A 24,459-nucleotide genomic window follows, 5' to 3' on the forward strand; every position below is an offset into this window, starting at 1 on the left:
TGGTGCCAGCGGGCCAAGAGGGTCAAGAGGGTCAAGAGAACGACGGGGACCTGGTCGGCAAGGTGCTCGGCGGGCGCTACCGGGTGACCTCCGTGGTCGGCCGCGGCGGCATGGGAGTGGTCGCGCGGGCCGTCGACGAACTGCTCGCCCGGGAGGTCGCCGTCAAGGTCTTGCGGGCCTACACCGACGCGAGCGAGTCCGAACTGGCGGGCCTGCGCACCCGGATGGAGCGCGAGGCGCAGGCGGCCGCCCGCATCCGGCACACCGGGGTGGTCACCGTGCACGACGTGACCCAAGAGCAGGGCCTGCCGGTCATCGTCATGGAACTCGTCGACGGACCCTCGCTCGACGACGTGGTGGCGCAGCGCGGCGCGCTCGATCCGTACGAGGCCGCCGCGATCGGCGCCCAGCTGATGGACGCGCTCGACGCCGCGCACCGGGCGGGCGTCCTGCACCGGGACGTGAAGCCGGGCAACGTGCTGCTGGAGCGGGGTGGCCGGGTCGTGCTCACCGACTTCGGCATCGCCACCATGGACGCCTCCGACGACGCGGCCATGGCGAAACTGACCCGCAGCGGTCAGCTGGTCGGCTCGCTCGACTACTTGCCGCCGGAGCGCGCGCAGGGCAGGGAACCCGGCCCGGCCTCGGACATCTGGTCCCTCGGGATGACCCTGTACGCGGCGGTGGAGGGCGTCTCGCCGTTCCGCCGCACCTCGGTGTGGTCCACGCTGGCCGCGATCGTCGCTGAACCGCTGCCCGAGCCACGGCGGGCAGGGCCGCTCGCCCCGGTGCTGATGGCGCTGATGGCGAAGGATCCGGCGAGCCGGCCCACCGCCGACCAGGCCCGCGCGATGCTGGAGCGGGTGGCGGCGGGCGAGGCCGGAGCACACCCCGCGCAGCCGGGCCCCGCAGCCGGAGCGCACCCCGCGCAGCCGGGCCCCGCCGCCGGAGCGCACACCGCGCAGCCGGGCCCCGCCGCCGGGATGCCGACCCCGACGGCGCCGTCCGTCGTGGGGCCGCCAGTCGGCTTCGGGCCGCCCCCGGTCGTTGGTGGCGGGACCGAGGGCGGCGTGGGCGCCGTATCGCTTCTGCAACCCCATGTCCCGGCTCCCCAGAGCGGATTCCCCCCGCCGGGCCAGCCGCCGACCGCCACACGGGACTCCGAGGCCGCGGACCGGGCGCGCCGCCGCAGCCGTATGGCGATAGCCGCGGCGGCCGTCGCAGTACTCGCCGCCGGCGGTGTCACCTATGCCGTGACCAGGGGCGGCGACGCCGGCGGCGTGCGGGCGGTGGCGCCGACGCCCGTGTCCGGTGGCGACTCCCCGGCGGCCGGCGGCCAGCCGGGCGCGGACACCCCGGGGCCTTCTCCCTCCGGCTCCGGTCCCCAGGCCAAGCCGTCCGCCGCCGCCTCGAAGAAGCCGAACACGGCACCACCCTCCCCGACGGCGGCCTCGCCCGCCCCGGCCCAGCCGAGCCCCGTACCGACGGGCTGCGCCGGCTGGACCCACAAGGACCCGAAGCCGGGCACCTACGGCTACATTTCCGGCGACCACCACCTGCTGGCCGCGCCGTACCAGAACTGCCCCGCCGGCGCGCTGGTCAAGGACGGCACGAAGCTCTGGTACCACTGCTACGCCGTCAACTCGTACGGCAACCAATGGACGTACGTGCGCGTGGACGGCACGAACACCACCGGGTGGCTGTACAACCGCGACCTCACCGGCCAGAAGGGCTCCTCCCCCGCGTGTTAGCCTCCCGCCGCCTTCAGGAGCCCGGTGACCACGACGGGCGAGGGCGACGGCGTTGGACGCGCCCTGCAGGGCGGCTCCCTGCACTCGCCTTGGCCCGTTCGCGCGTCTTCATGCTCCGTACGGGCTGTCCGCCCGCCCGTACGGATCACGCCGGGAAGCCGACGGCGTGTGCGCGTGGTCGGCTGGGCTCGGCTGGTTGCGGTCCCCTGAAAGCCGGCCGTACGCAGCAGAAGGAGGAGTCCCCGATGTCTCGTCGGCATGTCTCGGCCGTCCTCGGCCTCGTGGCGGGCGCGCTGGTGGCGGTCCCCGCCCCGGCCGCTCACGCCGCCACGGTGCAGGTGCGCTGCTCCGTCCCGGACCTCGTCGCGGCGATCAACGCAGCGAACGGCTCGCCGGGGCCGGACACGCTCCAGCTGGCGCACAACTGCACGTACAAGTTGACATCGCCGGACCCCGTGAACCCCGGCAACGGGCTGCCGGTGATCACCAGTGAGATCACCGTCGACGGGCGCGGGGCCACCATCAGGCGGGAGGAACGCGGGAGCAAGGTGCCGAAGTTCCGGATCCTCTTCGTCGGTCCGACGGGAAACCTCACGCTCACCCGCACGACGATCAGCGGCGGCTTCGCCACGGACTGCCCTGCCTTTCCCGACCCCCCGGGCGTGGCCTGCGGTGGCGGTATCTCCAACTCCGGAACCATGAGGGTGACCCGCAGCAAGTTCGTCGGCAATACGTCCAAGTCCGACGTGTTCGCCCAGGGCGGCGGCATCGACAACCCCGGCACCGGAAGCGTGAGCGAGACGGAGGTGACCGGAAACCATGTGATCTACAGCGGGAGCGCCATCGGCGGTCTCGCCGCGGGCGGTGCCATCGCCAACGACGGTCCGCTGACCGTCAGCGGCTCACGGCTGACCGGGAACACTGCGACCGTCACGGAGGACACTCAGAGCGTTGCCTTCGGAGCCGGCATCATCAGCTTCGCCGAGACGACCATCCAGAACACGGTCATCAGCAAGAACCGTTCCTTCGCCCCGGGCGGAATCGCGCGTGCCACGGTCTCCAACGGCATTCCGGAGCCCGGCAGACTGACGGTGACCGGCGGCGCCATCAGCGACAACACATCGGACGCTCCACACGGGATCGCCCAGGGCGGCGGCATCGCGAACAACTCCCTGATGACCGTGCGCGGTGTGAAGATCAGCGGAAACCGGGTAGTCGCCGAAAACGGCACCGCGCGCGGTGCCGGCATCCGCATGGGCCCCTTCGGCACACTCGACCTGACCGACAGCCACATCACCGGCAACACCGCCAATGCACTGAACGGCACGGCCCAGGGCGGCGGCCTCGACAACCCCGACGGCGGCACCCTGACAGCCAAGCGGAACAAGGTCCTGCGCAACACGGTCACCGCGAAGGGCGGCACCGCTCAGGGTGGCGGCCTCTATCACGCCGGGGGAACCACGGGACTGGGCACCACCACGCTGGAGGAGAACACCATCACCCACAACCGGGCGGGCGACGGCGGCGGCATCTTCAAGGCGTCCGGCATCCTCACCCTGAACGGCGACGTCATCCGCGAAAACCGGCCGAACAACTGCAGCCCTGCCGGCGCGGTCCCGGGCTGCACCGGCTGACGATCCGTGGAGGCGGTCCACCCTTGACGTCGGTACCTCGGCTCCCTTGTCGGTACGGGGCACGTGCTCGCCGGAGGCGACCTGTCCACCCCGGACGGCGCGCACTCATCGTTGCTGGCCGGATGATGGGGCAGGGCGCGGCGGTGCACACGCTGGGCCGGTCCGTCGCCGTGCACCTCGCCCCGTACGGAATCGGCGTCGCCTCCGTCGCACGGCGGGGCCGACCGGCAGTGCCCCGTGCCGGTCGGCCCCGTGGTCGTGCCGTCACGGGGCCATCTCGTAGGCCCGTCCCGCGTACGGTCTACCGAGGTGCGGGCCAGGCAACCTCGGTCTCGACCGGCTGGCCGTATGCCACGCCTTCGAGGCCCCAGCCGTAGAGTTCCCGGACCTGGCTCATGAACCAGTCCGCGCCGGCCCGGGCTGCTTCGAGGCCGCGCTCGGGATCCGCCCACAGTTCCCGGACGCGGCCTTGGACCTGGTCGTCGAGTTCCCAGCCGTCCAGCCGGATCCGCCCCGCCGCATCGAGGAGCAGCGGGGTGCGGCCCTCCAGCTGGTCCCACAGGTCCACGGCCTGCTCGGCCGTCGTACGGAAGCCCTGCGCGCCGAGAACGGTGCGGAGGAAGGCGGTGTAGAGGGCGATGGAGGGGATCGCGCTGGATGCCTGGGTGACGGCGGCGCCGGCCACGACCGTGAAGGCGCGGCCGTCCTGCTCCTTGAGTGCGGCCGAGCTGTTCAGGTCGAGGGCGGTCTGCTCCAGGTGTTCCTTGGCGGCACCGATGGTGCCCTCTCGGTAGACGGGTGCGGTCACCTCCGAGCCGACGTAGGTGAGGGCTGCGGTGGTGAACTTGTCGGCGAGGAGCCGGCGAGCGGCCAGGGCGCGCACCCAAAGGGCCCAGTCGTCGCCGCCCATCACCGCGACCGTCGCTCGCGTCTCGCTCTCGGTTCCGGGTTCGATCCGGGCTCGGGTGACCTTCGGGTCGGTGCCGGAGAAGTCGAGTGCGGGTGCCTCGTAGGCGGCGCCGAGGGGTTTGATCACCGAGTGGTGGACCGTGCCCGTGGCGGGGTCGGTACGGCGGGGTGCGGCGAGGCTGTAGATGAGGTGGTCGACGGGTCCGTAGTGCTGCTCCAGCAGGTCCATGACCTGCGTCTTGGCGTCCGTGGCGAAGGCGTCGGTGTTCACGAAGCGGATGTCGTGGCCGCCCTCAGCAGCGAGTTGGGCAGCCGCCGCAGTGCGGTACCAGCCTGCCGTCGCGGTGCGGCGCCCGTTGTCGGCGGCCTCGTAGGCGACGCCGATGCCGCGGATGCCGTGCCGGCGCAGTCCGGCCAGGAGGGTGGCGAGCCCGTAGCCGGCGGAGTGTCCCAGGATGAGGGCGACGGGCCTTCGGCCGTCGGCGCGGGAAGGGATCGCCTCCCATGTCCGGCGCACGGTCTGCGCGGCTCCCTCGGGGTGGGAGTTGACGATGAGGAATCCGCGCTGCTTGGGCTCGATCTGACGAGGGCTCACGATGGGTCCGTTCCGCTCGGGGCGAGGCGGGCGAGGAGAGCGCGCTGCTCCGCGACCGCGTGAGCGCGGCCGGTCTCCTCGTCCGGGATGACGACGGGCAGCCGCCCTTCGAGGCCGGTCACCAACTCGGCCGGGGCCGGGCTGTCGACGCCGAAGTCCTGCTTCGGACACCTGCCATCGATGATCGTATCGATGGTTTCGTCAACGGCTCTTGACAAGGCGTCACGCACAATACGGTCGGTCGTTGTGCTGTGCGGCATTGACACCGCCCCGCCCCGGGACAATCGCGATGAGCTCCGCTCCCAGGTCCATGAGCAGCGCTCTGGAAGCGAGGACGGGGCTCGGGAGCGGACGGCGTTGGACAGCAGGCTCAGACGGCGGGCCGCTTGAGCACCTCCACGAGGCTGGAGCTGCTGTCGCCGCCGCGCCCGGCCTCGACACCACGGCGGAAGAGGTCGACGACGGCGGCGGGAAGCGCTCCGTCGACGCCGGCGTCGAGGACGGTGTGCAGGACGTGTTCAGCGCCGGCGAGCCCCATCGCGAGCCGGTCGACATCCCCGGAGTGGTCGCCCGCGTCGATGCGGGGTGCGTAGAACTCCAGGAACTGCTCCATGTCCAGGGCGCCGACGGCGGTCGGGAGGAGGTCGGCAGCCTTGATGCCGTGCGCGTCGGCCAGGGCGACGGTCTGCCAGTAGGAGCTCAGGGCGGCCCAGAACATGACCATGTTGAGCTGGTGGAAGAGCGCGGCGGGACCGGGGTCCTCGCCGCGGTGGTCGGCGGCGGTGAGCACTTCGAGGGTGGGGCGGTGGGCCTCGAAGACCTCGCGGGGGCCGCTGTAGAAGGCGGAGGAGCCGGCGCGGGCGATTCCGGAGGGCGGCACGAGCACTCCGCCGGTGAGCTGGACGGTGCCGCGCTCCCGCGCCCAGTCGGCGGCCTCCTGCGCGCGGCGCGGGGTGTCGGAGCTGAGGTTGACCAGGACCAGGACGGCCAGGACGGCGCGGTCGACCCCGTCCAGTACGGCGTACACCGCCTCGTAGTCGGTGAGGCTGAGCACGATGACCTCGTTGGCGGCGATGGGGTGCTCGGTGGTGGAACGGGTCGACCTCCCCGCCGCCACTCCGTCCGCCGCTACGGTGCCGACGACAACAGGCGCGCCTCCGCTGCCAGGACGGCCTCGTGCACGGTGGCTCTGCCCATGAGGACGCACAGGGTGTAGCCGGCGTCGTCCATGGCCCGCAGGGCCGCGGGGTCTTGGGGCGCGGCCGCGAGGCGGGCGCGGCATCCGCGCAGCCGCGTCAGGACCTCCTCGGTCCTGGCCCGGGCCGGAGTGAGCACGCTCCCCCGCCCGGCGCTCGGCACGGGGCTGCGTCCCGCGTCCATCGCGCGGCGCACCGCCCGCTCGACGTGCACGGGAACGGGGGTGCCGAGGGTCCCGGCCACCATGGCGGCCGCGAGTGCGTCGGGAGTGGTGCGGGCGAGGTCGGCGGCTACCTCGAGGATCCGCCGCGCGTCACGGGCCGTGCACGGCGTCGCGGCCATCAGCATCCCCACGGCCCATGCGGTCGTCGGAGCACCGATACGAGGGCCGCCGGAGGGGTCGACTGCGGGGGGCGGGGGCGGGGGCGGGGACTGACTTCCAACCGGAGGCATACGAGACCCCTTCAATCCAAGGCAGAGGAGTGCGCAGACACACGCATAGAAGGTATTCCCACGGTTGGGCTGGTCGTAAGCACGGTGCGCTGCCCCTATATAACCGGAACGGACGCGCCCCCACCTCCGTCCCGCCCCGCCGGTATGGGCGTACCGGAAAGGGGCAGGTGCAGGCCATGGAGAAGGAATCCCGGCCGGCTGCCGACCGCATCACCGACCCGTGGGGCAGCCGAACCCCTTACGGCGCCGGCGAACCCTGGCCCGTACGCGTCGACTCGTACCTCACCGCAGGAGCCGACGGCAGCGGCGCTGCCCGTGTAGACCGGTGGGTGCCCACGGCCTCGAATCTCCACTCGAACGGGGACGCCATGGAACTGGCCGTCAGGGACGGCCGCCTCGTCGGAGTCCGCGGGGTGGCCGGGGACCGGGTCAACCGCGGCCGCCTCGACGTCAAGGACCTCTACGGCTGGCAGGCCATCGCATCGCCGGACCGTCTGACCCGGCCGCTGATCCGGGAGGACGGCGTCCAGCGGGAGACCGACTGGTACACCGCGATGGCACGGATCGCCGACCGTACCCGCGCGCTCCTCGACGGTCCCGGCCCCTCTTCGATCGGCTTCTACACCAGCGGCCAGCTGTTCCTGGAGGAGTACTACGCACTGGCGCTCATCGCCCGCGGCGGTTTGGGCACCAAGCACCTCGACGGGAACACCAGACTCTGCACAGCCACCGCCGGCGAGGCCCTCAAGGAGTCGTTCGGCTGCGACGGCCAACCCGGTTCGTACGGCGACATCGACCACGCCGACACCATCGCCCTCTTCGGGCACAACATGGCCGAGACGCAGGGCGTGCTGTGGAGCCGGATCCTGGACCGTCTCGCCGGTCCCGAGCCGCCCGTCGTGCTGTGCGTGGATCCCCGGCCGGGCCCGGTGTCCGAGGCCGCCACCATCCACCTCCAACCGAGGCCCGGTACCAACCTCGCCCTCATGAACGGCCTCCTGCACGAGGTGATCGCCGGCGGCTGGACCGACCCCGCGTACATCGAGGCGCACGTCACCGGTTTCGACCGCCTCGCCCGTCAGGTGGCCGGCTTTCCGGCCGAGGCCGCCGCCGAAGCCACCGGGATACCCGTCGAGCAGATCCGTACCGCCGCACGCCTGCTCGGCCAGGCCGGACGGCTGCTCTCCACGGTCCTGCAAGGCTTGTACCAGTCCCACCAGGCCACCGCGGCCGCCGTCCAGGTCAACAACCTGCACCTGATCCGCGGCATGCTCGGACGGCCCGGCTGCGGCGTCCTGCAGATGAACGGGCAGCCCACCGCCCAGAACACCCGCGAATGCGGGGCGGACGGCGACCTGCCCGGCTTCAGGAACTGGGCCAACCCCCGGCACGTCGAGGAACTGGCGAAGATCTGGAACGTCGCTCCCGACCGCATCCCGCACGACGGCCCGCCCACCCACGTCATGCAGATGGTCCGCCTCGCCGAGGAAGGCTCCCTGCGCATGCTGTGGGTCTCCGGCACCAACCCGGCCGTTTCGCTGCCCGAACTCGACCGCATCCGCTCCATCCTCGGTCAGGACCGCCTCTTCCTGGTCGTCCAGGACCTCTTCCCGACCGAGACCACCGCCCTCGCCGACGTGGTGCTGCCCGCCGCCGGCTGGGGGGAGAAGACCGGCACGTTCACCAACGCCGACCGCACCGTCCACCTCTCCCTCAAAGCGGTCGAGCCGCCCGGCGACGCCCGGCCCGACCTCGACGTCTTCCTGGACTTCGCGGGCCGCATGGACCTGCGCAACGCCTCGGACGCACCCCTCCTCCCATGGCACGGCCCCGAGGAGGTCTTCGAGGCGTGGAAGGAATGCAGCCATGGTCGTCCCTGCGACTACAGCGGACTGAGCTACGCCCTGCTGCGCGAGCGCGGCGGCATCCAATGGCCCTGCACCGCCGAACATCCCGACGGGACCGAACGCCTCTACACCCGGGGCGACTTCCGCAGCAGACCGGAAGACTGCGAGACCTACGGCCGCGACCTCCTCACGGGCACCCCGTACGACGAGGACGACTACCGGGCCCTGAATCCCGACGGCAAGGCGGTCCTGCGCACGGCCCCCTACGTCCCACCACCCGAACAGCCCGACGCCGACTACCCTCTGTGGCTCACCACCGGCCGCACGCTGTACCAGTTCCACACCCGGACCCGCACCGGCCGCGTGCCGGAACTGCGTGCCGCGGCCCCCGACATGTGGATCGAAGTCTCCCCGGCCGACGCGGCGGCGGCCGGGATCAGCGAAGGGGACCTTGCGGAGGTGTCCACGCGGCGAGGAACCGTCCGGGCCAGGGCTCGCATCACCGGCATCCGGGAAGGTGTCCTCTTCCTGCCGTTCCATTACGGCTACTGGGACGCTCCGGAGGCGGACGGCCATCGCCGGGCGGCCAACGAGCTCACCCCCACGACCTGGGATCCGGCTTCCAAGCAGCCCTTGTTCAAGACCGGCGCCGCCTGCCTCCAACCGGTCGCCCGCCTCTCCGGCCCCGCACCGGCTCCCACGACCACTGCCTCGGCGCCGGCGACTCCCCCCGGCCACCCGGTGCCACCGCCCTGAGAGGCACGGCCATAACCTTGTCCCCCGCGCACCACCGCTACGACGCTGCGCCCGCTCGGCACACCCCCACGCCGCCACATCGGGGACGGTCGTCACTCGTGTGCCTCGCTTCGCAGTCGACATGGTGCGGACCGGCACTGGGCGTGTGAGCGTGAGCCGAGAGGAATCCGTACCCCACGCATCAAGAGGAGTCGCTGTCATGGGCAGTACGCCGGACAAGCGTCAGGAGCCGGGCAAGGGCCGCGAGGCACAGGGGCACCAGCGCCCCGGAGACCCCGCGCACCCCCAGCCGGGGAAGAAGTCCCGCGAACGGGGACAGAAGCAGGGCCAGGAGGAGACCTCGCGCCGCCGCGAGGACGACTTGCTGCGCGAAGAGGACCTGCACGACGAGCAGCTTTGAGCGGTCCGGCTTCGACCCGATGCGCGAGCATTTGAACGGGGACGCGTTCGGCTACGCATTCCTGGACTGCCGCGGGTACGGCGAGGCGATGGACGCCGACGGCGCTTTCACGATGGAGGAGGTCGCCGAGGACGCCCTGGCCGTTTGCGGACCATGTCGGCGGAGCCGCCGTCCGCGGGTTCGGGTGTGGCGGCGATGAGGATCTGAGCGGCCTGCGTGATGTTGTCGGCGCGGACGGCGCAAGCCATCGCCTCGCGGGCGGCGTCCGCGGTGGTGTCCGGGGGGACCACCAGCAGCGCGAAGTGGTCGTTGTGGGCGCGAGTGATGAGGACGGGGTGTAGCCGTGCCTCGTCGCAGGTCAGCACCGGTGACCGGCCGACGAGGTACGCGAGCCCGCCGCCCGCACAGCCGCTCTCCACCGCGCTCCGCCGGAAAATACCTGGTCACACCGGCCATTTGCCCCTCGATCAGGCGTACAGTGAATGCACCGGGAGTACTTCGCACACCGGCTTTCACGCGGGTGTCATTTCCGGCGATCGCCTAAAAACCGGGCTGCCGACAGGCAGCCCGGGGGCAGGTCCGCATCATGACCACCACCCTCGACCGGACCAAGCCCCGCGACCTCGCCGCAGAAGTCCCGGCTCGCTTGTCCCTCACCCCGAAGACCACGCTCGCCGGCCAGCTGGACGGGGCCTGGTGGCCCTACTCCCGCGACCTCGAGGCCGAGCTTCCACCGCTCGCCGCCGCGCTGGAGGAACCCTGGGGACGCGTCACCCGCGTCACCGTGAACCCCACCCTCTGGCCTGTCGTACCGCACACGGTTGCCATGGACGGGCGCACGCTGCACGTGGGCTGGTTCACCGAACAGGACCCCGACAAGCTGATCCTGCTCTCCTACACCGTCGGCCGCTGGGACCTCCTCGTGATCCCGCCCGAGACCGCACCCGCAGCTGCGGCCCGCCTGATGGCCGCCGCGGCGGTCCCGGGCAGCGTCCTCACCGCCGAAGTCCTGATGGACAACGAAACCGCCATCGGGCGCGGCATCCGCGACGCCCGCCGCCGGGAAGCAACTTGGGAGGGTGAGGGAGGGGCCTGCATGTCCCCCTTCGGGCAGCCTATGGGACGAAGCGCCCTCCCTCTGCCCTCGAACGGCCTGAGGTGAACTCCGTGGAAACCATCGTCCTCATCGCGGTGATCATCCTCGCGATCGCCATCGGAATGCGCTGGATCCACCTGCTCAACGCTCAGCACGACGCGCGGATCACGGCCTACCACTTCAGCGACCCCCTGCCGAGACCTCCCGGCCTGCCGGACGACACCGGTCGTCGAACCCACCCCACGGATGCCGACCGGTGAGGTACGAACCTTCCTCCGACCGGGGGTAGCGGTCGGGGCGCCGCGGCGCCCCGACCCAGCCGGCCTGGCGGCCACCCGAAGGGAACCAAGCCCACCCCGAAAGGAACCACGTCTACGTGAAGTACATCGAGACCCAGACACTGCCATCGCTCGGGCACGCCGAGGTACGGATCATCGCGCGCTCGCCCGAAGCCGCCCGAGCAGTCGCGGAGGCGCTTCGCCTTTGCTTCTCGGGCACAGAACAGCGCAGCTATCCCGGCCTCGACGGCGGCACCCGCCTCCACCTCACCGTGGACACGGCAACAACCTCCGGCCCCGCCGGCACCTGGCTGGCCACCAGCAGGACCCCCGTCGGCACCGGCGCGCACTCCGACGAGACCTGAGAAGCCCCGGCGGGCCCCGGAGCCTGCTCCCGCACAGGAAAGGACGCGGTCATGGCCACACTGCGGGAACGCAAGACCTACCGCGAACAGGTGCTCCGGGTCCTGTACGAAGCCGTCGAAGGCAACCGGCTCCTCGGCACCACCGGAGCGAAGCTGCGGCGCGACCTCCACATACCGGAACAGGACCTGGCCGCCGCCTGCACCTACCTGGCGGGCGAAGGACTGATCACCGTCGACTGGGAACCGGGCAACACGCCGGCGATGGTCACCCTCACCCACGAGGGAATCCGGCGGATGGAGGCCGAGGAAGAAGAGACGGCCTAGAGGAGAGGTCCGGAGTCCTGGTCAGTGGTCGTAGGCGATCGGTGTTCAGGTGATCGGTGTTCCGTTGGCCCGGTACCCGCTTCTTGCGTCGCATGATCGGGCAGTGGCGGTATTCAGCCGACGAAGCCCGCCCCCGGGCCGAGGCGGCGGGGGAATGGGTGTTCTCCCCCGGCGTGGCGCCCGGGGTGCGCGGGCGCCCGTACACTCGGCCCATGAACCGCACACGCGTCACGGAGGAGTGCCTGCCGCAGGCCGCTCCCGCCGTGCGTGCGGTCCGTGCGGACCGGACGGGCGTCAGCTACCGGACCGCCGTCGACGGCCAGGCCCCCGCGGTCGGCCGCGGTGCCCTGCACGGCCACGGCTAGCGCCTCCCCGCCGCCGTCCCCCCGCCGCCCCACCTCATCCGGGCCCCTCCCGTACCCCTTCCCGGGACGACCCCGCCCACCACCGGCCTCCCGGCCGGACCACCGCGGCCCCGACCCTCCCGGTCCCGTCGCCCGGGGGCGCCCCCTCGCCCCTCACCCATCACCACCGCAGTACCGGCGATCCGTCGGCGCTGCCGCCAGGCGCGGGCCGCACGCCGGGCCGCCGCCGCTCCCGAAGGGACCACCGTGAAGTTGAGCGGGCTACTGACCGGCCATGAGCACCACGTCATCCAGGGTGACGCCGCATCGACGCGGATCACCGCGGGCACCACCTTCGACGTCGACCGGGTCGTGCCGGGCTCGCTCTTCATCGCCGTACCGGGCCACCGCGGAGGCGGACCCGCCGCCATCGGCGCGGCGCTCGCGCGCGGGGCGGTGGCCGTGCTCGTCGACGCGGCGGGAGCCGCCGCCGCGCCCCCGCAGCGGGAGCTACCGCCCGCGGTGTGCGTCGTGAGGGTGGCCGACACCCGCAAGGCCGCCGCCGTCGCCTCCTCCCGCTACTTCGGCGAGCCGGGGCGGCACATGGACGTGGTGGCGGTCACCGGGACCAACGGGAAGACCTCCATCTCGTACATGGTCGAGTCGCTGCTGAGGATCTCCGAGGGTGCCTCGGTGGGCGTCATCGGAACGGCGGGCAGCAGGATCGGCGACGAGGTGATCCCGATGCCGCCCTCGGTGCTGACCACTCCGGAGTCACCCGACCTCCAGTACCTCTTGGGCCGCATGCGCGACCGGGCGACGGGCAGCGTGGTGCTGGAGGCCACCTCGATGGCGCTGCAGACGTACCGGATGGACCGCACGTTCGTCGACGTCGGCGTCTTCACCAACCTGACCCAGGACCACCTGGACGACCACGGCACGATGGGCCACTACACGGACGCCAAACTCCGGCTGTTCCAGGGGCTCTGCCGGCACGCGGTGGTCAACGTGGACGACGCCGTGGGAGCCAGGATCCGGGCGATGATGCCGGGCGCGGTGACCACGTACGGACTCGACGCGGAGGCCGACTTCCGCGGCGCGGACCTGTTCGCGGACGCCTCCGGCACTCGGTTCACCCTGCACCATGCGGGCCGGGCGTACCCCGCGGCCGTCCCGGTCCCGGGGCGGTTCTCCGTGGCCAACGCGCTGGCTGCCGTGGCGGCCTGCCGCGTCCTGGGGCACGACCTGGCCGGACTCGTCGCCGCGCTCGCGCAGATGCCGCCCGTACCGGGGCGGTTCGAGCGCTTCGTGACCCCCGCCGGCACGTCGGTGATCGTGGACTACGCGCACTCGCCCGACTCCCTCGACAAAGTCCTCACGGCCATCCGGGGCTTCGCCCGCGGCCGGGTCATCACCGTCTTCGGCTGCGGCGGCGACCGCGACACCACCAAGCGGGCCGAGATGGGCCGGATCGCCGGAACCCACTCCGACCTGTGCGTCCTGACCTCGGACAACCCCCGCACCGAGGACCCCGAGGCCATCCTGGACCAGATCGCCCCCGGCATCGCGGGCACCGGCACCCCGTACGAACGCTCCGCCGACCGGCGCAGGGCCATCGGGCTGGCGCTCGCCGCCGCGCGGCCCGACGACATCGTCCTGATCGCCGGAAAGGGCAGCGAACCGCACCAGATCGTGGGCGAGGAACTCCTCCCCTTCAGTGACATGGCGACCGTACGCGACCTCGCCGGGGCCGACCCCGCCTCCTGACTGGCTGTACCGTCCGCTGCGGGCAGCCGGCACAACCACCGCTTCGGGCCGGTGACATCTCGGCGCCGGTGACGCAGCGGCACCCTTACCACGCACAAGCAGGGAAGTAAGCTCTCCGTTTATTCGGACTGGCTGGATATGATCGATCTGCGCCCTCGCCCCACGGGCCGCGTTGGCAGTTCCCCCATGCCTCCTCCCGAGGACTGTGCTCAACCGTCCGTGGTGCATCCCCCGTTCTGCCGCTCCCGAGGACCGATGTCTCCGATGGAACCCGAAGGTCCACCAAGCCCGCCGCCGTCGACCGTTCGGCGCCGCCGCACCGTGCGCCTCCGTACGATGCTGGTCTGCCTGGCCGTCGTCCCGACCGTGGCGATGGCTGCCCAGGTGACCGTGACCGCCCAGCGGTTGCTGGCCCAGTCCGAGCACCTGCGCACCGACGTGGAAGCCGGCGAGCGGATCGGCGTACCGCTGGTCGGGCTCATGACTCAGCTGCAGGCGGAGCGTGCGATGACGGCGGCGCGGTGGGCGGGGACCTCCGTCGCCGACGACGACCTCCGCGAGAAGCGGGCGGCAACGGACCGCGCAGCGGCGGAGGTCAGGCAGGTCTCCGGCAGCAGCAGCGGCGCTGCGCAGCCTTCCGGGCAGAGCGACGGCCACCTCGACGAGGTGGGCGCCCGGCTCGACCAGCTCGCTGCGTTCCGCAAGCGCGCGGACGCCCACAGCGGCAGCGCCGAACAGGTGGTCGACTACTACACCGGCGTGATCGACGACATCATCCGCGCGTACCAGTATGAATTCGGCCACGCGGAGGACGCGGAACTCGCCCAGGAGAGCAGGCCCGCCGTGGCCCTGTTCTCCGCGGGAGAGATGGTCGCGCGCGAGGACGCCCTCCTCGCGCTGGCCGGGCCTTCCAAGGAACTGGCAGCAACCGGTTTCTCCGATTTGCTCGATGCCCTCGGCACCCACCGGTACCTGTACGACACCTGGATCGTGCCGTACCTGTCGCCCGCCGAACAGGCTTCGTACGACAAGCTCACCGCCTCGGATGCCTGGCGCACCAAGATCCGCATCGAGAATGCGGTCGTCAGCAACCACCAGGACACCGCGACCGGAGTGAAGCTGCCGGCCGATGTCGGCAGCTGGCGTGCCGCGCACGACGCGTTCGCGCCGCAGTTGGCCGCCCTCAACGCGGACCGGTCGCGGAGCGTGCTCGCGCACGCCGAGGCGAAGGCCGCCGAGCTGGAGACCGAGGTGTACTGGCTGGTCGGGGGCAGCGGCGGCACCCTCCTGCTGGTCACCGGGGTCGTCGTCCTCACCACGCGGTCGGTGCTGCGCAGGCTGAACCGCCTGCACACCCGTACGGTCGCCATCGCCGAGCAGACGCTGCCCGAGGTGGTGGCCAGGCTCCAGCGCGGGCAGGCCGTGGACGCAGAGGCGTTGCCGGCCGTGGCCGGGCACCAGGACGAGGTCGGGCGGATCAGCGACGCCTTCGCCCGCGTCGTCGCCGTGTCCGTCGACGGACACCGGCAGCTCGCGGCCGAGCGGCACGGGTTCGGCCTGTTCGCCTCGGGAATCGCCTCACGCACCGGAAACCTCGTCAGCCGCCAGCTGAGCCTGACCGAGGACATCCAGGACGCCTTCGGTCACGACGAAGCGCTCCTGGCCCAGTTGATGCGGTCCGACCAGTTGACGGTGGGAATGCGACGCCAGATCGAGAACCTCCTCATCCTCGCCGGTGGCGAGATCCCGGACCCGCACACCGACCCCATGCGCCTCGCCGACCTGCTGCGCGAAGCCGCCGCGGAGGTCGAGGACTTCCGGCGGATCGAACGCCATGCGCTGGACGAGGCCAGCGTGCAGCCGCACGTGATCAGTCAGATCAGCCACCTGCTGGCCGAGCTGCTGGACAACGCGACCCGGTTCTCGCCGCCGCGGTCCAAGGTGGTCGTACGCGCCGAACTGGCCGCGGACGGGCTGTCGATCGAGATCGAGGACCGCGGCCCGCGCGTGGCGGCCGCCGGGTACGAGGAGATGAACCGGCGACTGCACACGGCGCCGCCGTACTCCGTCCTCGCGGAGAACGCGCACCGGCTGGGCCTCTTCGTGGTGGGCCACCTGGCCGACCAGCTCCAGGCCCGGGTCACGCTGCGGCGCTCGGTGTACGGGGGGACGGCGGCCGTGGTGATCCTGCCGGGCGAGCTGCTCGTGCCGACCGAACGGGAGGGCGAGTGGGGGCCGGTGCCTGCGGCGGAGCCCGGGCCGGCGACCGACCGGGATCCGGAGCCGGCCGCCGTACTCACCGCCGTACGGGCACCCGCCCCCGAGGTCCGGCAAGCCGCCGCCCCCATGCCCGTACGGCTGCGAACCGAGCAGGCGCTGCCCGCTCGCTCCGGACCCGGTGACGGCGCGCGCCCGCCGCTGCCCGAGCGCGTCCCGCAGACCCACCTCACCCGGCAACTCCGCGGGCCGCGCGCCCCGGAGCCGGACGCCGGCCGGGACGCGGCGACACCCGAAGAGGTGGCCGACGCCTGGGCGGACTACGAAGAAGGAACCCGGACAGTGGAAGCAGAGCTCAGACAGGATCAGCCATGACCACGACAGCCAACGACATGATCTACAGCGTCCTGGACAACAACCTGAGCAGGATCGCCGGCATCCAGGGAGCCGTGCTCCTGTCCAACGACGGGATCAAGCTCAGCGCCTACCTGCTCGAGCGGGACCAGGCGGAGCGCATCGCGGCCGCGTCCTCCGGGATCGCCGCCACGATGAAGGCGATATCGAGGGAGGTCGGCGGCGGCGGGGTCATCCGCCAGCTGGTCGAGATGAACGACCGGTACCTCTGCATCGTCGGGTGCGGTGAGGGCAGCACCCTCATCGTGGTGACCTCCCGCAAGGCACGGCTCGGGGAGCTGGGAGGCGAGGCGGTACGCACCGCCCAGGCGCTCGGCGAATGGCTGGGCACCCCCGAGCGCACCCCGCTGCCGACACCGGCGTCGACGTCGTAATGCCGGACGAGCCGCAGCGTGGCCGGAGCCTCCGCCGGACCCGGCTGTACGCGTTGACCGACGGACGTACAGCCGCGGCTCCGCAGACCGTCCTCACCATGGACACCACGATCGTGGCGGCGGTCACCGAGGACGAGGCCCTCAGCGGCCTGCCCACCGAATGGCGGGCCGTCCTGGCCATGTGCGCGCCGTCGGGCGGGCTGGCGGTCGCCGAGATCGCCGCGCGCATGCACATGCGCCTCACTCCGATGACGCTCCTCCTCGGCGAACTCGCGGACCGCGGGCTCATCCGCCATCGGCCGCCTCTGGAGGGGGCCGAGACCACCAATGTCCACCTGCTCATGAAAATCAGGGACAACCTTGCCCGGATATGACACCTCCGATGCGCCCGTCCAGGAAGCGTCCCCCGTCAAGATCCTCATTGCCGGTGGATTCGGAGTCGGCAAGACGACCCTGGTCGAGGCGGTCTCCGAGATCGAGCCGCTGCGCACGGAGGAGCGCCTCACGAGCGCGGGAGTCGGTGTCGACGACCTCGACGGCATCGAGTCCAAGACACTGACCACCGTCGCGATGGACTTCGGCCGGATCACCCTCGCCGACGCCGGAGTCGTCCTCTACCTGTTCGGCACACCCGGCCAGGAGCGGTTCTGGTTCATGTGGGACGACCTGCTGAACGGGGCCCTCGGGGCACTCGTACTCGTCGACACGCGGCGCCTGGACCGCGGCTTCCCCGCCATCGACTTCTTCGAGAGCCGGGGACTGCCTTTCGTCGTCGGCGCGAACTGCTTCCACGGCGAGCAGCCGTACACCGCCGAGGAGATCGCCGCCGCACTGCACCTGCGCGACCCGGCCACGCCCGTCCTCCTGCTCGACGCCCGCTCCCGTACGGACGCCCGCGGCGCCCTGCTGAACCTCCTCGACGTCGTCATCGCCCAGGCGCGGACCGCGGCGAGCACTCGGCCGCCGGGCCCGCACAGGCACGAGTCCGCACTTCGTGCTTCCCTGTCACAGCCGTAGCAGCCCCGGCCCACCGGGCCACCCGTACACCATGGCGCTCCGGCGGTCCGCTTTGCTCCGCCCCGGCAACTGCCTTCCCCCACCCGGTTCCAGCATGATCGATTCCCTGGACCTGAGCAGGAGCGTCCATGCTCCTCCCCCCCCATTCCTTCGATCACGGGAGCCCCGTCACATGTCCGACATCATCGTGCGCGCCGTGCGGGCCGAGGACTTCGCCCAGTGGCGCGCCCTCTACCGCGGCTACGCCGATTTCTACAAGGTGGAGCAGACCGAGGAAGCGGCCGCCACCGTGTGGTCCTGGGTGCTCGACCCCGGCCATGAGGTCAGCGCCCTGGTCGCCGAGAACTCCGCCGGTCGGCTCGTCGGCCTGGCCCACTACCGCCCGTTCTCCCGACCGCTCTCCGCGACGGTCGGCTGCTTCCTCGACGACCTGTTCGTGGCCCCCGAGCACCGCGGATCCGGCGCCGGCGACCAGCTGCTCGGCGCTCTGCGCGAGCTCGCGGCCGCGCACGGCTGGAGCGTGGTCCGCTGGATCACCGCGGACGACAACCACCGCGCGCGGTCGAGGTACGACCAGGTGGCCACCCGCACGATGTGGGTCACGTACGACATGGCCCCCGGCCTCTGACCCTCGATCCGCGCCGGGCCGGCCGGGTCGGGCAGGCTGGGCTCGGTCAACCGCTGGCCGCCCTCGGCGGGCGGGCTCACGGGCCGAGGTCGAGGAGGGCGTTCTCCACGACCTCGGTGAGCGCGGGGTGGATCCAGTACGGGGGCTTGCCGAGGGTGATGGCGTCCGATGCCCAGGGTCGCTGCCAGGACGAGGGGCTGGATGAGGGTGGGGGCCTGAGGGCACTGCCCATCAGGTGGGCGCCGAGAAGGCGCCCGGTGCCGGGGTCTGCGAGCAGCTTGCAGAATCAGGTGGTGTCCTCCATCGCCCAGCCGTAGGCGACATCGCCGTAACCGGCCATGGAACTCCTCCTCCACCCCCACCGTCAGACCGCACCTGCCCTGCGGCAGGGTCGACCGTCCACGATCCACGCCGGAGACCGGTGCAGCCACCCTGGAAGACATGAAGGGGCCCTTCGTCGAACGGGCCGGGGTGCCGGAGCCAGCTCTCCCTCAGGCCTCGCGCCTACCCCGCTGCTCGGCCCCCAGTCGCTGCGGGAGCCGCCTCCTCGGCGCCATCGCCCGTGTCCAGCGCACTGAGCCCCTGGTCCCAGGCCTCGCGGCGGTAGGTCGCCAGGCGGTCCTCCAGCAGGACGGGCTTGTAGGCGATCTCGGACGCCTTCATCGTCGTCCGCGGCTGCGCCGCACCATCAGGAAGACGACGACCAGAGCGGCGCCGGCCACGAGCAGCGGCGTACGGTTCGCGCGTGCCGTCCTCGCGACGTGGCCGGCCTTGTCGAGGAGCGGCTCGGGTGTCGTGTCCTTCACCAGTTGCGCGGCGTGCTGGGTCTTCCCGCAGATCTGGTCGGCGACCAGCGCGGTCTTCTCGGCGGCCTGCTCTCTGACACCGGCCGCCTTCTCCTTCACCTGTGCCCTGACGTCGGCCTTGCCCGCCAGCGCCTCGACGGTCTGCCCGAGTTCGTCACGGGTGCGCTCGATCTGCTCGCGCAGCTCGTCGGGGGTGGGTGTGCCGCTGTCGGTTCGAGGTTCGTTGGTCATCGCTGCACTTTCTCCTTGATCTCGGCCAGGTCGGCCTTGACGCTGTCGATGGTCTTCCCCGGAACGGGGGCTCCGGCCTCAGCGATCTGCTTCTTCCCGGCCACGGCAATCACTGCGGCAACCGCCGCCAGCACCGCCGCGACGATCAGGGCCGATGCCCACACCGGGAGTACCAGCGCGAGGGCTGCGATGCAGGTTGCCACCAGGGCCTGAGCTGCCAGGATTCCGATCAGGCCCGCCGCGCCGACAAGGCCGCCGCCCTTCCCGAAGCGCTTCCCCTTCTGCGTCATCTCTGCCCGAGCCAGCTGCATCTCGTCGCGGACCAGCTCCGAAATCTGCTGGGAAGCGCGAGAAACCAGCACGCTCACGGATTCATCGGTGCTGTGGGTCTGCCGCTCCATCGTGCTCATGAGGAGTCTCCCCTGTTGCGATGCGCACGCCGTTGTCGTGGCGCGCCTACCCGGTAAACGACCGAGCACCCACGCCCGCGCCCGACGCTCACCGGCGTCATGCCGCGGTGCGCCCTCTCTGCCGGTGATCACTGTCGCGCAACGGCGGAAAGCCGTGATGCCGCAAATCGCGGCCGGCCCCAGCGGTCCTTACGCCCCCCACTCCTCCATACTGGTCGCTCCCGGCGCGGGTGTCGCGGGGGCCACAACGGGGCCCCTCAGACATGTCGACGCGGCCACGTACCCGGAGGCGGACCACATCGCCCATTCGGCCGTGCCGCGCAGGACCGCCCTCCAGGAGCGTGCGGGCAGCTCCGAGGGATGGTTCGGGGCCCGCTCCTCGACCAGCTCGCTCGGGCCCGCCACGGCGTTCCGCTGGTTGTCGGCACTCGGAACGTTCCCATCCGCGGGCGCGGCTCCCGGATCCGATTTCCTAGAGCCAGCCGTTGCGGCGGAACGAGCGGTAGAGGAGGCCTGACGCCACCGCCATGAGGGCGACGGCGAGCGGGTAGCCGTAGCTCCAGCCGAGCTCCGGCATGTGCTCGAAGTTCATTCCGTAGACGCCGGCCACCATGGTGGGGATCGCAAAGATCGCGGCCCAGGCGGAAATGCGCCGCATGTCGTCGTTCTGCCAGGTGCCCACCCTGGCTTGCTGGGCATCGAGAACCGAGTTGAGCAGTTCGTCGAGCGTCCGCACCTCCGTGTCGGTGCGGTGGAGGTGATCCGACACGTCGCGGAAGTAGGGCAGGACCTTCGACGGACGCCCTTCCTCGGCCAGGCCGCTCAGCAGGCCGGTCAGGACGGGGACCAGCGGCTGTACGGCGTCCCGGAACTCGCGGACCTCTCGTTTCAAGGAGTAGATGTCCTCGGTGTGGTCGACGCGGGAGGACGAGAAGACACGGTCCTCCAACCGGTCGAGCGCAGCGCGCACGGTCTCGGCGGCTTCGCCGTAGGCATCGACGACGACGTCCAGCCCGGCGTGCAGAACCGACAGGGGGCCGAAGCGCAGAGTGGACGGGTCTGCTTCCAGCCTGCGGGCTGCGTCAGCTGCCGGATCCACCTCGCCGTGCCGGACGGTGAGCACGTAGCGGGGCCCGACGAAGAGCATCAACTCGCCGGTCTCCACCGCCGCTTCCTCCTCGACGTACCAGAGGGTCTTCAGCGCAACGGCCAGCACGTCGCCGATGCGCTCTCGCTTCGGCAGCTGTCGCGCCTGAACCGCGTCCTCGACGGCCAGGGGGTGCAGGCCCAGCTCCTCGGCCAACTGCACAAGCTCGCCCTCGGCCGGGTCGACCAGACGGACCCAGCCGAACTCGCCGTCGCCCAGCCCGCGCAACCGCTTCAGCACCAGTCGACAGGCCTCGTCGTCAAGGCCGCACTCGACCGTCTCCGACCGGCCCGACCGCTCCTCGTACACCACGCATTCCATACGCCGCGCATGCTTCAGAACTCCGATCCCATGCGCATCGGTCCATCACCAGGATGCAGGGGCACGCTGCCGCGGCTTCCGCATCTTCGCCGACCGACCCAAAGGGGATGAATCGCATCGCGTGCGACATCAAAGCAAGGTGTGCGGGTAGCCGGACACCATGGACCCCAACAATCACACCCCTCTTCGCGCTGTCGCGCTCGTCTGCACCCTGTCCCCCTCCCCCGCTCCGTCGAGCTCCCAATTGCTGGCCGAGCAGACCATGGCCGCCCTCGCCGAGCACGGCGTCACCGGGAAGACCATCCGGATCGCGGACCACGACGTGAAGCCCGGTGTGAAGACCGCCGTGGGCGATGGCGACGCCTGGCCGGAGATCCGGGACACGATCCTGGGCTGCGACATCCTGATCCTCTCGACGCCGATCTGGCTCGGACATCCGTCCAGCATCGCCCAGCGGGTCCTGGAGCGGCTGGACGCGGAGATCTCCGAGACCGACGACGAGGGCCGCATGCTCACCTACGGCAAGGTCGCCGCAGTCTGTGTCGTGGGCAATGAGGACGGCGCGCACAAGGTCAGCGCCGACCTCTTCCAGGGCCTGAACGACGTCGGGTTCTCCCTCGCGCCGAACGCCGTCACCTACTGGGTCGGCGAGGCCATGCAGGGCACCGACTACCAGGACCTCGACAAGACCCCCGAGAAGACCGCGGCCACGACCGCCACCCTCGCAGCGAACACCGCCCACCTCGCCCGCCGCCTCAAGGCCGCGCCGTACCCGGCGAGCTGAGCTACGGCTCCGTCCCTCCGCACAGCGCCTTCCGAACCGGAGACAAGGAGAACGATCATGACGAAGCAGCAGTCCTCACCCGACACCGCCAAGAACGAGCTGCCGGGCAAGCCCGGCCCGAAGTCACCGCCTCTGCTCGAGCCGACGGAGCCCGCGCAACCCCTTCCCCCGAAGCCCGACCAGGACGGCCCCGAAACGGTGGGTCCGACCGGGCAGGCGACGGGGGCGGACCAGGCGCGCGTGGCGCAGAGCGGCGCCCACCTGACCACGGCCCAAGGCACGCGTCTGCCCGACACCGATCACTCCTTGAAGGCCGGAGCACGCGGCCCGGTGCTGCTGCAGGACCACCACCTGCGCGAGAAGATCACGCATTTCGACCACGAGCGGATCCCGGAGCGGGTCGTCCACGCGCGTGGTGCCGCCGCTCACGGCGTCTTCCAGGGCTACGGAACGGCCGGCGAGGTGTCGAAGGCCGCGTTCCTCGCCAAGGACGTGGAGACACCCGTGTTCGTCCGGTTCTCCACCGTCCTCGGCTCACGCGGCTCGGCAGACACCGTGCGCGACACACGTGGCTTCGCGACGAAGTTCTACACCCACGAAGGTACGTTCGACCTGGTGGGCAACAACATCCCCGTGTTCTTCATCCAGGACGCCGTCAAGTTCCCCGACGTCATCCACGCAGGAAAGCCCCACCCGGACCGCGAGATCCCGCAGGCGCAGAGCGCGCACGACACGTTCTGGGACTTCGTTTCCCTGCACACCGAAGCCACCCACCACACCCTGTGGAACATGTCCGACCGGGGCATCCCGAGGTCGTTCCGGATGATGGAGGGCTTTGGAGTACACACCTTCCGGCTGGTCAACGCGGCCGACGAGAGCACGCTCGTGAAGTTCCACTGGAAGCCGAAGCTCGGCGTGCACTCCCTGGTCTGGGAGGAAGCACAGATGATCAGCGGAACGGACCCCGACTTCCACCGCCGCGACCTCTACGACGCCATCGAGGCCGGCGCCTTCCCCCAGTGGGAACTCGGCATCCAGGTCTTCCCCGACACCCCGGAACAGACCTTCGAAGGCATCGACCTCCTCGACCCCACCAAGATCGTGCCGGAGGAGCTCTCACCCGTTCAGCCCATCGGGCTGATGACCCTGAACGCCAACACCAAGAACTATTTCGCCGAGACCGAGCAGGTCGCCTTCCACCCCGGCCACCTGGTCCCCGGCATCGACGTCACCGACGACCCGCTGCTCGCCGGCCGGCTCTTCTCCTACCTCGACACCCAGATCAGCCGACTCGGCGGGCCGAACTTCGGCCAGATCCCGATCAACCGGCCGCACGCCCCGGTCAACGACATGCTGCGCGACGGCATGCACCAGAGCGCCGTCCACACCGGCGTCGCCCCCTACCGGCCCAACAGCCTCGACGGCGGCTGCCCCTTCCTCGCCGGAGCCGACACGGCCGCCTTCATCGAAGTACCCGTCACCGTTCCCGAGGCGACGAAGGTCCGTGAGGCACCGGCCTCGTTCTCGGACCACTTCACCCAGCCGCGTCTCTTCTGGCTGAGCATGACCCCGCCCGAGCGCGAGCACATCATCGCCGCCTACACCTTCGAACTGAACGAGTGCTACGAACAGGCGATCAAAGAACGCACCCTGAAGGTGCTGGCGAACATCGATCCGCAGCTGTGCGAACAGGTCGCCGCGGGCCTCGGACTGCCGGCCCCCGCCGCCACCGTCCCGCTCGTCGCAGTCGAACCCAGCCCCGCCCTCTCCCAGATGGGCGGGACCTGGCCGACCGACGGCCGCGTGATCGGCATCGTCGCCGACGCCTCAGCCGACCTGGACGGCGTGAGGACCGCGCGGCAGGCCGCCCTGGACGCCGGTATAGTGCCCCTCGTCATCGCCCCGACCGGCGGCACCCTTGACGGCGACGACCCCCCGATCACCATTCAGCGAACCTTCGCCACCGCCCGATCCGTCGAATTCGACGCCCTCCTGCTGGCCGGAGCGCCCCAGGCAGGCGCGGACGCGTACGGTGCCCGCGACGCCAAGGCGGGCACGGCCCAGCCCCCGGAGGCCCCCGACCCGCGTGTACTGCTGCTCCTCACCGAGGCGTACCGACATGGCAAGGCCATCGGCGGTTGGAACGGCGCGGAGCGACTCCTCGAAACCGCCGGCATCACAGCAGCCGAACCCGGCATCGCCGTCGCCGACACCGCAACCGGGGTCCTGACAGCACTCACGACGGCGCTGGGCGAGCACCGGGCCTGGGACCGGTTCCCCGCAGCTCTCTGACCTGCGCCGAATCCGGTCCGCTGGGAGGCTGCCGTCACCGCCGCGGCGCGGACAGGTGGCCCATCGACAGGCTGTCGGAGCGCACCTCGCAACAGGAGCGCC

Annotated in this window: 27 protein-coding genes; 17 read left to right on the forward strand and 10 right to left on the reverse strand. The window is 71.2% G+C overall.

Annotated elements, in window-relative coordinates; genetic code table 11:
- Positions 1-2: 2 nt before the first annotated feature.
- Complete coding sequence (locus AB5J51_RS02760; RefSeq protein WP_369776677.1) at positions 3-1,751, forward strand: protein kinase; 1,749 nt, start codon at positions 3-5, stop codon at positions 1,749-1,751.
- A 245-nt stretch (positions 1,752-1,996) separates the two neighbouring features.
- Positions 1,997-3,385, forward strand: a complete 1,389-nt coding sequence (locus AB5J51_RS02765; RefSeq protein ID WP_369776678.1) for a hypothetical protein — start codon at positions 1,997-1,999, stop codon at positions 3,383-3,385.
- A gap of 301 nt (positions 3,386-3,686) precedes the next feature.
- Here AB5J51_RS02765 and AB5J51_RS02770 read toward each other — a convergent pair whose 3' ends face one another.
- From AB5J51_RS02770 to AB5J51_RS02785, 4 genes are all read right to left on the reverse strand, one after another.
- Positions 3,687-4,889 carry an enoyl-[acyl-carrier-protein] reductase FabV gene (locus tag AB5J51_RS02770; RefSeq protein ID WP_369776680.1) on the reverse strand — a complete coding sequence of 401 codons (1,203 nt, stop codon included), beginning with the start codon at positions 4,887-4,889 and terminating at the stop codon, positions 3,687-3,689.
- Positions 4,886-5,149 (reverse strand): hypothetical protein, encoded by a 264-nt coding sequence (locus AB5J51_RS02775; RefSeq protein WP_369776681.1) that lies wholly within the window; start codon positions 5,147-5,149, stop codon positions 4,886-4,888. The genes AB5J51_RS02770 and AB5J51_RS02775 overlap by 4 nt, the downstream gene beginning before the upstream one ends.
- 110 nt (positions 5,150-5,259) lie before the next feature.
- Positions 5,260-6,006, reverse strand: a complete 747-nt coding sequence (locus tag AB5J51_RS02780; RefSeq protein WP_369776682.1) for an NAD(P)-binding domain-containing protein — start codon at positions 6,004-6,006, stop codon at positions 5,260-5,262.
- Positions 6,007-6,017: 11 nt separating this feature from the next.
- On the reverse strand, positions 6,018-6,428 hold the full coding sequence (locus tag AB5J51_RS02785) for a DUF5133 domain-containing protein (protein WP_234382295.1): 411 nt from the start codon (positions 6,426-6,428) through the stop codon (positions 6,018-6,020).
- 287 nt (positions 6,429-6,715) lie between these two features.
- Here AB5J51_RS02785 and AB5J51_RS02790 point away from each other — a divergent pair, with 287 nt between their 5' ends.
- Positions 6,716-9,142, forward strand: coding sequence for a molybdopterin oxidoreductase family protein (locus tag AB5J51_RS02790; protein WP_369776683.1), 2,427 nt, complete (start codon positions 6,716-6,718; stop codon positions 9,140-9,142).
- Positions 9,143-9,341: 199 nt separating this feature from the next.
- Positions 9,342-9,542 carry a hypothetical protein gene (locus AB5J51_RS02795; protein WP_369776684.1) on the forward strand — a complete coding sequence of 67 codons (201 nt, stop codon included), beginning with the start codon at positions 9,342-9,344 and terminating at the stop codon, positions 9,540-9,542.
- 107 nt (positions 9,543-9,649) lie between these two features.
- On the opposite strand, the gene AB5J51_RS02800 is transcribed toward AB5J51_RS02795, so the two are convergent.
- Positions 9,650-9,907: a DUF5994 family protein gene (locus AB5J51_RS02800; protein ID WP_369780202.1), complete on the reverse strand. Its 258-nt coding sequence runs from the start codon at positions 9,905-9,907 to the stop codon at positions 9,650-9,652.
- Between the two features lie 221 nt (positions 9,908-10,128).
- On the opposite strand from AB5J51_RS02800, the gene AB5J51_RS02805 reads away from it, so the two are divergent.
- The 11 genes from AB5J51_RS02805 (at position 10,129) to AB5J51_RS02855 (ending at position 18,366) form a co-directional block, all read left to right on the forward strand.
- Complete coding sequence (locus AB5J51_RS02805; protein WP_369776685.1) at positions 10,129-10,704, forward strand: DUF5994 family protein; 576 nt, start codon at positions 10,129-10,131, stop codon at positions 10,702-10,704.
- 5 nt (positions 10,705-10,709) lie between these two features.
- Positions 10,710-10,898: a hypothetical protein gene (locus AB5J51_RS02810; protein ID WP_136226267.1), complete on the forward strand. Its 189-nt coding sequence runs from the start codon at positions 10,710-10,712 to the stop codon at positions 10,896-10,898.
- Between the two features lie 116 nt (positions 10,899-11,014).
- Positions 11,015-11,281: a hypothetical protein gene (locus tag AB5J51_RS02815; RefSeq protein WP_206310780.1), complete on the forward strand. Its 267-nt coding sequence runs from the start codon at positions 11,015-11,017 to the stop codon at positions 11,279-11,281.
- Positions 11,282-11,332: 51 nt separating this feature from the next.
- Positions 11,333-11,605, forward strand: a complete 273-nt coding sequence (locus AB5J51_RS02820) for a hypothetical protein (RefSeq protein WP_053787680.1) — start codon at positions 11,333-11,335, stop codon at positions 11,603-11,605.
- Positions 11,606-11,817: 212 nt separating this feature from the next.
- Entirely contained in the window at positions 11,818-11,970 is a 153-nt protein-coding gene (locus AB5J51_RS02825; RefSeq protein WP_369776686.1) for a hypothetical protein, read from the forward strand.
- Positions 11,971-12,216: 246 nt separating this feature from the next.
- Positions 12,217-13,716, forward strand: coding sequence for a UDP-N-acetylmuramoyl-L-alanyl-D-glutamate--2,6-diaminopimelate ligase (locus AB5J51_RS02830; protein WP_136226266.1), 1,500 nt, complete (start codon positions 12,217-12,219; stop codon positions 13,714-13,716).
- 321 nt (positions 13,717-14,037) lie between these two features.
- Entirely contained in the window at positions 14,038-16,308 is a 2,271-nt protein-coding gene (locus AB5J51_RS02835) for a nitrate- and nitrite sensing domain-containing protein (RefSeq protein WP_369776687.1), read from the forward strand.
- On the forward strand, positions 16,305-16,721 hold the full coding sequence (locus AB5J51_RS02840; RefSeq protein WP_053787683.1) for a roadblock/LC7 domain-containing protein: 417 nt from the start codon (positions 16,305-16,307) through the stop codon (positions 16,719-16,721). Before AB5J51_RS02835 ends, AB5J51_RS02840 begins: the two co-directional genes overlap by 4 nt.
- Positions 16,721-17,095, forward strand: coding sequence for a DUF742 domain-containing protein (locus tag AB5J51_RS02845; protein WP_136226264.1), 375 nt, complete (start codon positions 16,721-16,723; stop codon positions 17,093-17,095). The genes AB5J51_RS02840 and AB5J51_RS02845 overlap by 1 nt, the downstream gene beginning before the upstream one ends.
- Positions 17,082-17,738, forward strand: a complete 657-nt coding sequence (locus tag AB5J51_RS02850) for an ATP/GTP-binding protein (RefSeq protein ID WP_369776688.1) — start codon at positions 17,082-17,084, stop codon at positions 17,736-17,738. The genes AB5J51_RS02845 and AB5J51_RS02850 overlap by 14 nt, the downstream gene beginning before the upstream one ends.
- A 172-nt stretch (positions 17,739-17,910) precedes the next feature.
- The gene (locus AB5J51_RS02855; RefSeq protein WP_053787686.1) at positions 17,911-18,366 is read left to right on the forward strand and encodes a GNAT family N-acetyltransferase; all 456 of its coding nucleotides are present in this window, start codon (positions 17,911-17,913) and stop codon (positions 18,364-18,366) included.
- A gap of 76 nt (positions 18,367-18,442) precedes the next feature.
- Here AB5J51_RS02855 and AB5J51_RS02860 read toward each other — a convergent pair whose 3' ends face one another.
- From AB5J51_RS02860 to AB5J51_RS02880, 5 genes are all read right to left on the reverse strand, one after another.
- Positions 18,443-18,598 (reverse strand): hypothetical protein, encoded by a 156-nt coding sequence (locus tag AB5J51_RS02860; protein ID WP_369776690.1) that lies wholly within the window; start codon positions 18,596-18,598, stop codon positions 18,443-18,445.
- A gap of 272 nt (positions 18,599-18,870) precedes the next feature.
- Complete coding sequence (locus tag AB5J51_RS02865; RefSeq protein WP_159047219.1) at positions 18,871-19,029, reverse strand: hypothetical protein; 159 nt, start codon at positions 19,027-19,029, stop codon at positions 18,871-18,873.
- Positions 19,026-19,403, reverse strand: coding sequence for a DUF3618 domain-containing protein (locus tag AB5J51_RS02870; RefSeq protein WP_369776692.1), 378 nt, complete (start codon positions 19,401-19,403; stop codon positions 19,026-19,028). Before AB5J51_RS02870 ends, AB5J51_RS02865 begins: the two co-directional genes overlap by 4 nt.
- Positions 19,400-19,813 (reverse strand): phage holin family protein, encoded by a 414-nt coding sequence (locus AB5J51_RS02875; protein WP_053787688.1) that lies wholly within the window; start codon positions 19,811-19,813, stop codon positions 19,400-19,402. Before AB5J51_RS02875 ends, AB5J51_RS02870 begins: the two co-directional genes overlap by 4 nt.
- 472 nt (positions 19,814-20,285) lie before the next feature.
- Positions 20,286-21,281 carry a magnesium and cobalt transport protein CorA gene (locus AB5J51_RS02880; protein WP_369776693.1) on the reverse strand — a complete coding sequence of 332 codons (996 nt, stop codon included), beginning with the start codon at positions 21,279-21,281 and terminating at the stop codon, positions 20,286-20,288.
- 160 nt (positions 21,282-21,441) lie between these two features.
- On the opposite strand from AB5J51_RS02880, the gene AB5J51_RS02885 reads away from it, so the two are divergent.
- Together AB5J51_RS02885 and AB5J51_RS02890 are read left to right on the forward strand one after the other, a co-directional pair.
- Positions 21,442-22,065, forward strand: coding sequence for a flavodoxin family protein (locus AB5J51_RS02885; RefSeq protein WP_136226261.1), 624 nt, complete (start codon positions 21,442-21,444; stop codon positions 22,063-22,065).
- A gap of 57 nt (positions 22,066-22,122) precedes the next feature.
- Positions 22,123-24,357: a catalase gene (locus tag AB5J51_RS02890; protein ID WP_369776694.1), complete on the forward strand. Its 2,235-nt coding sequence runs from the start codon at positions 22,123-22,125 to the stop codon at positions 24,355-24,357.
- Positions 24,358-24,459 lie beyond the last annotated feature (102 nt).

The sequence above is a fragment of the Streptomyces sp. R33 genome (assembly GCF_041200175.1).
GTDB lineage: Bacteria > Actinomycetota > Actinomycetes > Streptomycetales > Streptomycetaceae > Streptomyces > Streptomyces katrae_B.